We start from the raw sequence: 12775 nt of genomic DNA, 5'->3' as shown, positions 1-12775 counted from the left end.
ATGGTGCCGAAGGCCGGACTCGAACCGGCACGGCTTACGCCACCGCCCCCTCAAGACGGCGTGTCTACCAATTTCACCACTTCGGCATGTTTTTCTATTTATTATTACTTCTAACCATTTCTTTTTACTTTAAAAACAAAGTAAAAAATTTATTTGTTCTTTTTATCATTGCCATCAATCGGAACTGGAATTGAATTCACCGGTACACTTGTTTGTTGAGGGATTACTTGTGGTTCCGTTTTTTGATATTGCATAGATACTAAATAAGATAACAATAAACTGGTAGCAAAAAAAGTCAACGCTAAAGCACCCGTTAGCTTAAACAAAAACCCCCCAGTTCCTTGGCTACCAAATAGGGTATTGGAAGCGCCTGATCCGAAAGCTGCGCCTACATCGGCACCCTTACCATGTTGGATAAGTACTAAGCCGATTAAGACTACTGCAACGATTACATGAATCATTAATATCAATTGATACATTTCACAATTTCCACAAACTGTTTCGCGTTCAACGATGCTCCTCCTACCAAACCACCATCAACATCTGGCATTGAAAACAGTGCTTTAGCATTATTTTCATTGACACTACCACCATAAAGGAGGGGGAGTTGTTCTGCATCGCTATCATTTATTTCTGCAACTAACTTTCTAATGAATTTATGAACTTCCTGAGCCTGTTCTGGTGATGCAGTTTTTCCTGTACCTATTGCCCACACAGGCTCGTAAGCTACTACACAATCACGAAAGCAATTTTTATCTTGTTCGCTTACTGCCAATAATTGATTTGTTATTACTTGTTCTGTATGTCCTTTTTCACGCTCAATTAGTGTTTCACCGACACAAAGAACAGGTATCATACCATGATCTTTTACATGGTGGAATTTTTGCGCGACAAAATTTTCATCTTCATGAAATCCATGTCTTCTCTCAGAATGACCTACCAAGATATAACGGCAGTTAAAATCTTTTAACATAGGAGCAGATATCTCTCCTGTATAAGCACCAAAATCCTTTGGATATACATTCTGCGCCCCGAGAGCAATATTACACTCCGCAACTAAGTCTCTTACTTGCGGTACATAAATTGATGGCGGCATAATTACAACATGGGTATTTTTAACAGACTGAAGTAGCTCTTTAATCTCATTAGTTAATTGAACTACCTGGTGTAACTGACCATTCATTTTCCAATTGCCAGCGACTATTTTCTGTCTCATTAATTAACCCTCTTATTCTCCACTGCGGACTATACCCAAACTCAAACAAGATGTGTAGTCTTATTGCATTTTTTTTATTAAAAGCTTTTCTTATTACGAATGATATTGATCCCAAAACCTACTTAATGAATTCATGCTCATCAATTTGATTTATATCATCACAAAGCTTTTTTGCGTATTGTTTTACTAAAGACTCATTAATACCTTCTACCATAATGCGTAGGAGTGGTTCAGTACCTGATGGTCTTAATAGAACCCGACCTTCACCATTTAAACTTTTTTCTAATGACTTAACTTTTTCAATTACTTGAGGATTTTTCGCTAAAAGCTCGGCATGATTCGTTTTAAAATTTACAAGACTTTGTGGTAATAAAGTCAGCCCTTGTGTTAGTTGGTGTAATGTTTTACCTTGCTTGACCATCATAGATAATACTTGTAACGCAGCAACTATCCCATCCCCTGTTGTAGTCTTATCCAAACAGACGATATGGCCTGAGGGTTCACCCCCAATTTTCCAATCATTTTTGTGTAAAGCCTCTAAAACATATCGATCACCAACCTTTGAACGGATAAACGGGATCCCTAGATCATTAAACGCACGTTCCAAGCCATAATTACTCATCAATGTTCCAACTACTCCTCCATGTAATACTCCACGTTGGTGTCTATCTTTGGCAATAAGATATAAAATTTGATCACCATCAACGATGTTACCCTCTGCGTCAATTAATATAGTGCGATCCCCATCACCATCAAGACCAATGCCGATATCTGCACCCGCGCTAATTACTTTTTGCCTTAATAACTCGGGGGATGTTGAGCCACAATTTTCATTGATATTAAAGCCATCAGGACGATTGGCTATAGAGATAACTTGAGCTCCAAGCTCAGCAAATACATTAGGCGCAACGTGGTAAGTCGCGCCATTAGCACAATCAACAATGATTTTTAAACCGGATAATCGTGTTAGAGAGGGAATAGTAGATTTGCAAAATTCTATATAACGTCCCGTTGCATCATTGATTCGTGTTGCCTTACCCAATTTTTCAGAAGGCACTGTTTGCATTTTTTTTTCCAGTTCTTCTTCTATGGCTAATTCAACGCTATCAGGTAATTTTCCACCTTCCGCGGAAAAAAACTTAATCCCGTTATCTTCAAACAGATTATGCGAAGCACTGATCACAATACCTGCATTAGCTCTTAATGTTTGCGTTAAATAAGCAATGCCTGGAGTTGGCATGGGACCCAATAAAGCGACATCAACTCCAGCTGCGGATAAGCCAGCTTCTAAAGCGGACTCTAACATATAGCCAGACACTCTAGTGTCCTTTCCGATAACTACTTTTTTACGATGACCATTCGCCAATACTTGTCCAATTGCCCAGCCTAACTTTAATATGAATTCAGGATTAATATTTGATAGTCCTACATGCCCACGAATACCATCAGTACCAAAATATTTTCGCTGACTCATCCTACTTACCTCTCATTTAATCGATACTGCCAGGGAATGTAATATTCGCACGACAGATCATATTGATCATATGTAGCGCTTGTTTTGTTTCATCGACATCATGCGTTCGGATAATTCCAACGCCTTTCAATGCAGCATAAACAGCTACTGCAATACTGCCTATTAAACGATCATTAACTTCTTTTCCAAGTATCGCCCCAATAGTGCTTTTACGTGATGCCCCTAAAAGCAACGGCAATCCAAACGAAGCAAAAATATCAAGCTTTTTAACTAAGAGCAAATTATCTTGTATATGCTTTCCAAAACCAAAACCAGGATCTAAAATGATATTTTGGCGATCAATCCCTTGCCGCTCACATTCTGCGATACGCTCTTTAAAAAAACTCAGTATTGCAGTAAGTACGCCCTCTGAATAATAAGGCTCATTCTGCATATTTTGTGGTTCCCCCTGCATATGCATTAAGCAAATGGGAACTGCCAATTTAGCTGCCATTGCAAGTGCACCGTCGGTGCGTAGCGCATAAACATCATTAATCAGATTAGCACCAGCATTTACAGCAGCCTCCATCACTTCTGGTTTATTTGTATCAATAGAAATACAAATATCTGAATTAAACCGAAGTTGTTCAATTATCGGAATAACCCTCTTTAATTCAACATCTACTGATACTTGCTGTGCACCAGGCCGTGTAGATTGTCCCCCAATATCAATTATGTCTACCCCTTGGGCAATTAATTGAAATGCATGTTCACATGCATGATTCACTGATAAAAACTGGCCTCCATCAGAAAAAGAATCTGGTGTGACATTTAATATACCCATAATTAATGGATTTTCAAAAAGGCTATCGGGTACGAGTTGACGTTGAAGCCAACTCATAAATTGCTTTGAATTCACCTGCTTCTCTCACTTATGATTAATAATTTCAGTGCTCTTCAGCAGGATTTACTATTACTTCAGGATCGGTTGGTTTTTCAGACAATTTATTATGATTCAGCGTGTCAGAACCATCTAAAGGTTTTGATGAACCCCAGTCTTGTGGTGGCGAAGGCTCTTTACCTGACATAATTTCTTGGATTTGTTGGAAATCTATAGTTTCATATTTTATTAAGCTTTGAGCCATTAAATGGAGTTTATCCATATTAGTAACCAGAATTTCCTTGGCTCGCTTATAGTTTCTATCAATAATTGCCCGAACTTCATCATCAATCTGTTGTGCCGTCCGGTCTGACATTTCTTTATGTTTATTCATAGATCGACCTAAGAATACCTCTTCTTCTTCTTCACCAAAAGTAAGCGGTCCCAAAGTCGATAACCCCCAAGTAGTAACCATTTTACGCGCTATTTCAGTAGAACGCATAATGTCATTTGAAGCACCTGTAGTCACACTCTCTGGACCAAAAATAAGCTCTTCAGCAATTCGTCCGCCAAATAAGCTAGATAATTGGCTTTCTAAGCGACGTTTACTATGGCTATATCTGTCTTGCTCTGGTAGAAACATAGTCACACCGAGGGCACGTCCACGAGGAATAATAGATACCTTATAAACAGGGTCATGTTCTGGTACACATAAACCTACAATCGCATGTCCTGCTTCGTGGTATGCGGTTAACTTTTTCTCATTATCATCCATCACCATGGAGCGTCGTTCAGCTCCCATCATGATTTTATCTTTTGCATTATCCAACTCAATCATACTGACTTTACGTTTATTCGCTCGTGCGGCAAATAAAGCAGCTTCATTAACGAGATTTGCTAAATCAGCGCCAGAAAACCCAGGAGTTCCTCGAGCAATGGCCATCACATCTACATTGGTATCTACGGGAGTTTTTTGCAAATGTACTCTTAATATTTGCTCTCGTCCTCGTATGTCAGGCAAAGGTACTACCACTTGGCGGTCAAAACGCCCTGGACGTAATAATGCAGGATCCAAAACATCTGGACGGTTGGTTGCAGCAACAACAATAACACCTTCATTGCCTTCAAAACCATCCATTTCAACAAGCAATTGGTTCAGGGTTTGTTCACGCTCATCATGCCCCCCCCCGAGCCCTGCTCCTCTATGACGCCCTACAGCGTCGATTTCATCGATGAAAATAATGCAAGGTGCATGTTTTTTTGCTTGCTCAAACATATCACGAACACGAGAGGCTCCTACCCCAACAAACATCTCGACAAAATCAGAACCTGAAATCGTGAAAAAAGGAACTTTTGCTTCACCGGCAACGGCTCTCGCTAAGAGTGTTTTACCAGTTCCGGGAGAACCAACGAGGAGCACACCACGGGGAATGCGTCCACCAAGATTTTGAAATTTGGTAGGGTCGCGCAAAAAATCAACCAATTCTTTAACTTCTTCTTTGGCTTCATCAACTCCGGCAACATCTGCAAAAGTGACTTTAACTTGATCTTCACCAAGCAGGCGCGCGCGCGATCGCCCAAAAGACATAGCACCTCGGCCCCCACCTCCTTGCATTTGACGCATAAAAAAGACCCAAACACCAATGAGAAGCAACATCGGAAACCAGTTGATAAATAAATGCAGGAGGAAACTTTCTTGTTGCTTTTCCTGACCACTTACCTCTACTTTACTTTTTAACAATTCACCAAGTAGAGCATTATCTTGCATAGGCATGTAAGTTACAAAACGCTTATTATTTTTGGTGATTCCTTTGATGATTTTATCATCTTCAATGGTGACTGAATTGACCATACCTTGATCAACTTCTTTCAAAAACTGGCTGTAAGAAAGTTTCTCAGCAACCGAGTTTCGAGGGCCGAAATTACTGAAAACTGAAACAAGAACTATTGCTATAATCAGCCATAAAAATAAATTCTTAACCATGTCGTTCAAAGTATTAACCTCGTTAGTGACGAACTGCTTTATATTGTGCAATCGAAATTATTAGATCATAAAGTTACTATAAATTGTATCCCTTTGCCAGCAAATAGGTTTCTTTTGAACGAGCACGTGAAGCCAATGGCTTACGAATAACTACTTTTTCAAAAAAAGATCTTGCTTGTTTTACTAAATCATCAAAACCTGAACCATGAAAAACTTTAATTAACATAGCACCACCAGGTTTTAACATTTTTTCAGCAAAATCAAAAGCAAGCTCCGCCAAATACATTGCTCTTGGAATATCAATCGCTTTACTTCCACTCATATTTGGGGCCATATCTGATAATAACAAGTCCACGCTATGTTCAGGAATCAAATTCATTAACTTTTGCAATACCTCTTCTTCTCGAAAATCACCAAGAATAAAATCCACATCCGGTAGAGCATCCATGGGCAAGATATCTAAAGCGATAATACGTCCGCAACCTTTCAATTGCTCAGAAATATACTGAGTCCACCCCCCTGGAGCAGCACCAAGATCAACTACAGTCATTCCTGGTTTAAGTAATGACTCCTTATCATCTACTTCTTTTAACTTGTAGACAGCACGACTGCGATAACCTTCTGCTTGTGCTTTTTTTACATAAACATCATCAAAGTGTTCTTGCAGCCAGCGCTTACTGCTTTTAGTACGCTTCATAAATTTTTATATCGATTTCAATATGCCTTATCATACTGAATTTCACTACCTTTTCCCAGCAAAACGTGCAATAATTTGCCATTTTATCATTTAACCTCCAAATGACTTAGGTTAATTGGGAAATTATTTTAGGATTATTACAGTGGATACTTCACAAAAAAAATCACTTAAAGCTAAAGCTCATCATCTAAAACCAGTTGTCCTTCTTGGTGCCAAGGGCTTAACTGAAGCAGTGATTGCGGAAACGGATGTTGCCTTACATTCACATGAGCTCATCAAAGTAAAAATAAATGGCGCAGAAAAAGAAGACCGACTTATCATGGCTCATGAATTGTGTCATCAATTACAGGCCGAATTCATACAAATGATTGGTAACACAGTCATTATGTATCGTAAAAATGAAGAGAAACATAAGTGACAGAACCCTAAGTATTGTATACACTAGACCTTACTAATTGGCAAATAACATATTCCCTTCCAGAGTCAATCTTATCTTTGATTTAGCAAGGTACTGGACGAAATAAGGGGTAATTAAATTATCGTATGGCCTATGATATTAAAATATATACCAAATGCGCTTACTTTATTGCGCTTACTATTAATCGTTCCTTTTTTATTCTATTTATATGTTCATGAATATATTATTGCTTTTTACTTATTTATTCTGGCTGGTCTTAGTGATGGTTTAGATGGTTTTTTAGCGAGAAGCTTTAACTGGCAAAGTTTTTTTGGGTCCTTTGTCGACCCTTTAGCCGATAAATTATTAATCGCTTCCAGCTTTATTTCATTAGCATTAATAGGCGTACTGCCTTGGTGGTTAGTTGCATTAGTTTTTCTTAGAGATTTAACTATTTCTCTAGGGGTAGTAGCCTGGTACCACTTTATTCGCCAAAAACTAGAGTTTCAACCCACGGTTCTAAGCAAAATCAATACAGCATTGCAGCTCACTTTAGTGACTTCATGCCTCTTTGAATTGGCTTATTTTGCCTTCCCCGTCTATTTATTAACCACATTAATCTGTTTGACAACAATAACTACAGTAATTACCTACATTGATTATCTTTGGACCTGGGGCAGAAAAGCATGGCCCAAAAAAGAACTGTCAAAATGAATAAGCAGTTAGCTTTAGCTATAAAATTAAACAATCAAGCAAGCCTGGAAGATTTTAATTGGGGAAATAATAAGCTGCTGCAACAACAATTGGAGAACATGCTAAATTACAGAGAAAATCGATTACTTTATCTCTGGGGTGTTTCTGGAAGTGGCAAATCACATTTATTACAAGCATGCTGTCAAGAAGTCAACTCAACTCAATCGGCAATCTATCTTCCCTTGACGCTCCTTAAAGAGTGGGGGCCACAAACTATAGAGGGTATTGAAGAGCAAACATTAATCTGTATAGATGACATTCATATTATTGCTACAGATCCGATTTGGGAGGAGGCGTTATTTCATTTGTATAATAAAATCAAAGATACAGAGAGAAGTATTTTAATTATTTCTGGAAACCAAGCACCGACAAACCTTCCTATTCAGCTTGCAGACTTACGTTCCAGATTAAGTTGGGGCTTAGTCATTCAATTAATGGAGCTCGATGATGAAGATAAAATTAATACGTTAAAACACCATGCATTAAAACGAGGATTTGATTTACCAGATAGTGTTGGTCAATTTCTGCTTAATAGATGCTCGAGAAATATGCATGATCTACATCATATACTTAATCGTCTGGATGATGCCTCTCTTGAAGCACAGCGAAAAATAACGATTCCCTTTGTAAAGGGTACTTTAAATATTTAATGATTTGCTCTAACATGAGTTTTCAAACTACATCACCCCACAAGACATCGCCTCATTAAAATCTTGCTTTTCATGAGCAGTTGCTGAAACAGGAGATTTAAGGAAAGAATAAAAATTGGTACTTACTCGTAGCTCAGCCACAGCTTTATTAGGAGTTGTCTCCAAAGCCAATGGTTCGTTGCTATTGATTTCCTGCTCTAATTGTGCAAGTTTTTTAGTGATTCTTGCGGTGCTAATCACTTTTTCTTTTAAACTTGCTAATTTCTTTATCTCTTTGTTCAATGAATTTTTATCACATAATTGTTGTACGTTTTCCTCATTCAATCCAAACCAATTAGTCACTAATTTTTCTAATCCAGGACGCTCAACATACCAATAAATACTAAGTGCTGCTAATCCCACAAGCGCACTAAAAACAATTATCGGCCAAAAAGTGGGAAGTACTGAATCCAGAATAAGGCTTGCAATAAAAAGAGCAACAGATTGTCCTGCAAAAAAACCACTACCAAAAAAAAACAGTGCAGATACTCCAGAAATAGCGGTCTTGATCATTTGCACATTCTTACTATTTAAAGCCTCATCAAATTGCTTACTGGCTACTGCAAGAAACATAAAGCGCTTTTGCAACATAGAAAGTATTAATTCCAACTGTTGCAAATCTTCTTGTGACATGGCTACAAGAGTGTAATCATTAATTTTCTTCCTAATCACCTTGATCTTTTGTAATTGTATTAGATAAGCATCTAATAATTTATATTCACTTAATTTAACGCCTAAGGCATTAGAGACTTTAACTAAGTCCACTCCAAAAAAAACAATAACGGAAAGCAAAATAAAAGCAAATCCTATCCCAAGCATAATCGAAGGTGACAAAGCAAATACACTTAACATAGTTACAACACCATCAAACCCTTGGCACGCAGTGATTAAAATTCCTGCAGACGTAAGAAAAAGAAATTTGATCTTGCTCATTTCCGAAGAATTGTTGTTATTTTTTTTCTCTGTTTTTTCATACTCGCCTTTCATAGAAAGACCTAAATCTCTCAAGAACGCTGTTTGTAAAGAAACAAGAATAAATTCCATCTTTTGGCTCTTTTTGGACTTTTCAAAAGATTTAATGGGATCGGTACTTAACCAAGAAATTAAAGTTTTGAACTTTATAGAAGTAGGAGGTAAGATTTCATTTCGTCGAACACCGCTGGCAAGTAAATATTTTTTTATCCACTTTTGTGAACGCAGACTGATTGCAATATCCATCACAACGTTTAACTTCAAATTTTACTGAAGCACTTAATGCTACATCAAATCCCGCAAAATAGATATTCTTGATAAAATGAATTCTGATTTTCACTCCTTGAATCGATAAGATTAAATACGCTCTCTGGGAATATGAAAAAGCAATACTACTTGTGCTAAAAAAATTAAGAAGAAATAAATTGAAAATTATATTTATATAATTTGATAAATGTTCCATCGGACCAAAACTGTAATATTATTGTATTGATCTGCTCTACTTTCAATTTATTAGAAGGGAGGGTAGCAATGCCCAGCCCGCTGCCTATTTTGAAGTGGTTTTTTAATACCTTGGTATATTCTGGATATTGGGAATGGAGATACAACACTGTCAAATAGTTTCCAAATAGGGCATCTATTTCGTTATTATATAAGGCATTTACTAATTCAACCGGGCGTTTATAACCAATAATAGTATATTTACCTAACTCATTTTGAGATAAATAATTTAAATACTCTCTTCCTTGTAATACTCCAATGCGTTTGGTCTCTAATTCATTGACGCTGTTAATTGGATTATCGATTTTCAGTAAAAAGCCACCCTCAGAGGTCATGTAAGGCAAAGTAAAAAGATATTTTCCTTCTCTGTCGGGAGTAATAACTAAAGCACCAATTGCAAAATCAATTTTGCCTGCGTCCAAGGCCGAAAATAAATCATAATAGTGCATGGACACATAGTGACAGTCCCATTTGAGGCGACTACAAATAATATTCATTACATCAATATCAAAGCCTGTAACACCAATAACTTTATCATTAACTGCGTAAGGTGGATCATAAATAGGCGTACCAATGATAACTGCAGCCTTTACAGGAAGGTGAACGATAAAAAAAACTAAGAGAATACAGAAAATCCTTTTCATTTCTGAGCTTTGTAAATTTTTTATAAATTATAAACCCATACCTACATAAACATCAAACTTCGCGGGTTACACTAATTTAAAATTATTATTTTCTTGGTTATTCTATTGCGGTAAAACACACTGTAGCTATTCCCCATCGTGTATTACTCCTAAGTTCCCAAGCTACCGGTCAATAGAAAATAATTGTTCTTTCTGTACAATTTTAATTCATGCCTTATACTTAAAGTACAATAATTGACCGAGGGAACGAGCATGAAAAAAACGATAATCGCAGTTCTAGTACTTGTACCCACCCTACTCTTAAATGGTTGTTATGTCACCTCTTACCCAGGAAGCTATTACTATAGTGGTTATTCGGGTTATTACCCAAACTACTACTACTCCGGATGGGGTGGAGGATTAGGTAGTGGATGGGGCTATTGGAATAGTAATAATTGGTATGGTCGTGGTTGGCATGGTGGCGGCTGGCATGGCGGTGGTTGGCACGGCGGTGGTGGCGGCTGGCACGGCGGCGGTGGTGGTTGGCATGGTGGTGGCTGGCACGGCGGTGGTCATGGTCATTGGCGCTAATAACTTCGTAAGAGCCCGCATAATGGCGTCAATTTAAGAAAAAATTGACGCCTATGCACAAAAAGCAGAAGGTCTAAAAATCAACAAACCTTTTAGAATCGTCATCTTACTACATACCGTCAATAGCCTCCTGCCCTCCCAAAAGGTGACGCTCTCTTAAACATACACTCCAATAAAAACACAATTTTTAGTTTTATCGAGTATAAATTAAGCTCCTAAGAATTAGAATGATTTTCTAATCCAGCAGGCTTTATAAAGCATCTAGATACAGAATATTCAACTTCCTTCACTTCCTGATGAGAGTTTGTATTTTTTGTTGCTATATAACGGCTTAATCGAGGTGATAATATCCACATAAGCAGCGCAATTATTAAAGTTACGATACCAATACAAGCAAATACATGAGTATAAATCATCAAAGAACCAACTCCTGGTTTAATTTGCTCAGGAAGTGCCGTATATGAAGCAACGGTCGCACCAATAAATCCAGCTATTGCAGAAGTTAGAAACCACATACCCATCACGAAACCCGTAATTTGTGCGGGGACTAATTCTGCAACCATAGCCACCCCCAAAGCAGAAACTAACAGTTCGCCAAGACTTTGGAACAAATAGCTTATAATGAGCCACCATGATGAAACCATTCCATGTTCCGTATAAAAATAGCGGGCAAAAAAGAGCATTAAAAAACTCAATCCACACATGGTCATGCCTAAAGAAAATTTATAAGGAATAGAAAATGTAATTCCTTTTTTATTGAGTAAACCGTAAAAACAAGCCAAAACTGGGCTCATCAATACAATCCAAATAGGATTCAATGCTTGGAAGCTTTGTGCATCAATAGTAATACCTAAGAAAACAGGAGTCACATTATGTACCGCAAATAAATTGAGGGATGTTGGCATTTGCTGATACAACGTAAAGAAAATTACCGCTTCGAACATGAGTGCTAAGGCAACTAACATCCGATTTCTTACCACTTTATTTTCTTTGCGTAGTATAAATACGTAATAGCCAATCACGGCAAGGGTAATAACCCAAAATAAATTTTTTGTGAGCATTACATGCTGCAATAAATATGCCGAGCATTCTGTGAGAAAAAATACTCCAAAAAGTATTATTAGCCAATGGAATGCGGAGATCTCACGCTTATCTGCATCAGTGTTAATATGGGCAATAAATTGATGTTGTAACCAATAATTCGCTAATCCAATTAACAAACCGATTGCACTCATCATATAGGCGTAAGAATAACCATACCGACTGGAAATGGAAGGACCTGCAAATAATGCAATCATACTACCTAAATTAATTGCCATATAATATAAAGTAAAGCCTTCATGTAACCGAGGATCATTTTCTTCATAACATTTAGCTAATAAATTCGATGGGTTTGCTTTAAATAAGCCATTCCCTACACATATTAAACCTAGTGCAAAAAATACATGTTCTTTATCAGTAACCGCTAATGAAAAATATCCCGCAGCTAAAACAATAAGACCAAGAACTATGGTGCGTTTGGTACCTAATACCCTATCTCCTAAGTAGCCACCAATAACTACCATTCCGTAAACAAGAGCAGAAAAAGCACCAAATGTATAATATGAAACCGTATCTGTATATCCCAAGTAGCGGATAAAAAACAGGGTTAAAATTCCTTGTACTGTATAAAACCCAAACCGTTCCCATAATTCCAACATAAAAATCATATGAAATGCGCGTGGTTGTTCGCGAAGAATATTTACCATAAGCGTTCTTCCTTAAAGGGCAAATTTTGGATTTTTTTGGGAAACAAGCGCTTCCATTATCGTTAAAAAATTCAAAAAATCCAGTAGTTTAAGTTCCTTATCGTGCGTCATATAATTTGACTGCTTTGTCTAAAGCTAAAGTAAAGGAGTTTTAATTTTTTTGCAATAGACCTTGTTAGCTTAAAAGATCTTAAGTCACTTAACCAGGAGAGTAAATTTTGAGAAGAGAGCTTATGAAGAGCTTGCTAATTCATCTCAAATTCAACTATAT

13 protein-coding genes and 1 tRNA gene are annotated in these 12775 nt (G+C 37.4%); 4 read left to right on the top strand and 10 right to left on the bottom strand.

Features of this window, described 5'->3' with window-relative positions; all coding sequences use genetic code 11:
* Nucleotide 1: 1 nt before the first annotated feature.
* The 7 genes from DYH34_RS01355 to rlmE form a co-directional block, all read right to left on the bottom strand.
* Nucleotides 2-86 (bottom strand) — tRNA-Leu (locus DYH34_RS01355).
* Between the two features lie 63 nt (nucleotides 87-149).
* Nucleotides 150-479 carry a preprotein translocase subunit SecG gene (secG, locus tag DYH34_RS01350; RefSeq protein WP_058464000.1) on the bottom strand — a complete coding sequence of 110 codons (330 nt, stop codon included), beginning with the start codon at nucleotides 477-479 and terminating at the stop codon, nucleotides 150-152.
* Nucleotides 467-1216 (bottom strand): triose-phosphate isomerase, encoded by a 750-nt coding sequence (gene tpiA, locus DYH34_RS01345; RefSeq protein ID WP_058464001.1) that lies wholly within the window; start codon nucleotides 1214-1216, stop codon nucleotides 467-469. The genes secG and tpiA overlap by 13 nt, the downstream gene beginning before the upstream one ends.
* 118 nt (nucleotides 1217-1334) lie before the next feature.
* A complete protein-coding gene (gene glmM / locus DYH34_RS01340) occupies nucleotides 1335-2690 on the bottom strand; it encodes a phosphoglucosamine mutase (RefSeq protein WP_058464002.1) in 1356 nt (451 codons plus the stop codon).
* A gap of 16 nt (nucleotides 2691-2706) precedes the next feature.
* Nucleotides 2707-3588 (bottom strand): dihydropteroate synthase, encoded by an 882-nt coding sequence (gene folP / locus DYH34_RS01335; RefSeq protein WP_058464003.1) that lies wholly within the window; start codon nucleotides 3586-3588, stop codon nucleotides 2707-2709.
* Nucleotides 3589-3616: 28 nt separating this feature from the next.
* Nucleotides 3617-5533: an ATP-dependent zinc metalloprotease FtsH gene (gene ftsH, locus DYH34_RS01330; RefSeq protein WP_058464004.1), complete on the bottom strand. Its 1917-nt coding sequence runs from the start codon at nucleotides 5531-5533 to the stop codon at nucleotides 3617-3619.
* A 76-nt stretch (nucleotides 5534-5609) separates the two neighbouring features.
* Complete coding sequence (gene rlmE / locus DYH34_RS01325) at nucleotides 5610-6230, bottom strand: 23S rRNA (uridine(2552)-2'-O)-methyltransferase RlmE (RefSeq protein WP_058464005.1); 621 nt, start codon at nucleotides 6228-6230, stop codon at nucleotides 5610-5612.
* Nucleotides 6231-6372: 142 nt separating this feature from the next.
* On the opposite strand from rlmE, the gene yhbY reads away from it, so the two are divergent.
* The 3 genes from yhbY to hda all read left to right on the top strand — a co-directional run bounded on the left by yhbY (nucleotide 6373) and on the right by hda (nucleotide 8030).
* On the top strand, nucleotides 6373-6648 hold the full coding sequence (gene yhbY, locus DYH34_RS01320; RefSeq protein WP_058464006.1) for a ribosome assembly RNA-binding protein YhbY: 276 nt from the start codon (nucleotides 6373-6375) through the stop codon (nucleotides 6646-6648).
* A gap of 132 nt (nucleotides 6649-6780) precedes the next feature.
* The gene (locus tag DYH34_RS01315) at nucleotides 6781-7341 is read left to right on the top strand and encodes a CDP-alcohol phosphatidyltransferase family protein (RefSeq protein ID WP_058464007.1); all 561 of its coding nucleotides are present in this window, start codon (nucleotides 6781-6783) and stop codon (nucleotides 7339-7341) included.
* Entirely contained in the window at nucleotides 7338-8030 is a 693-nt protein-coding gene (gene hda / locus DYH34_RS01310; RefSeq protein WP_058464322.1) for a DnaA regulatory inactivator Hda, read from the top strand. The genes DYH34_RS01315 and hda overlap by 4 nt, the downstream gene beginning before the upstream one ends.
* Nucleotides 8031-8057: 27 nt before the next feature.
* Here the strand turns inward: hda and DYH34_RS01305 are convergent, their stop codons facing one another.
* A complete protein-coding gene (locus DYH34_RS01305) occupies nucleotides 8058-9287 on the bottom strand; it encodes a hypothetical protein (protein WP_238589433.1) in 1230 nt (409 codons plus the stop codon).
* A 164-nt stretch (nucleotides 9288-9451) separates the two neighbouring features.
* Entirely contained in the window at nucleotides 9452-10186 is a 735-nt protein-coding gene (locus tag DYH34_RS01300) for a transporter substrate-binding domain-containing protein (RefSeq protein ID WP_083502718.1), read from the bottom strand.
* A gap of 252 nt (nucleotides 10187-10438) precedes the next feature.
* Here DYH34_RS01300 and DYH34_RS01295 point away from each other — a divergent pair, with 252 nt between their 5' ends.
* Complete coding sequence (locus DYH34_RS01295; RefSeq protein WP_058464008.1) at nucleotides 10439-10756, top strand: hypothetical protein; 318 nt, start codon at nucleotides 10439-10441, stop codon at nucleotides 10754-10756.
* A gap of 215 nt (nucleotides 10757-10971) precedes the next feature.
* Here the strand turns inward: DYH34_RS01295 and DYH34_RS01290 are convergent, their stop codons facing one another.
* Nucleotides 10972-12504, bottom strand: coding sequence for an oligopeptide:H+ symporter (locus tag DYH34_RS01290; RefSeq protein WP_058464009.1), 1533 nt, complete (start codon nucleotides 12502-12504; stop codon nucleotides 10972-10974).
* Nucleotides 12505-12775 lie beyond the last annotated feature (271 nt).

Source organism: Legionella cincinnatiensis (genome assembly GCF_900452415.1).
Classification (GTDB): domain Bacteria; phylum Pseudomonadota; class Gammaproteobacteria; order Legionellales; family Legionellaceae; genus Legionella; species Legionella cincinnatiensis.
This window is presented reverse-complemented; position numbering and strand designations above follow the sequence as displayed.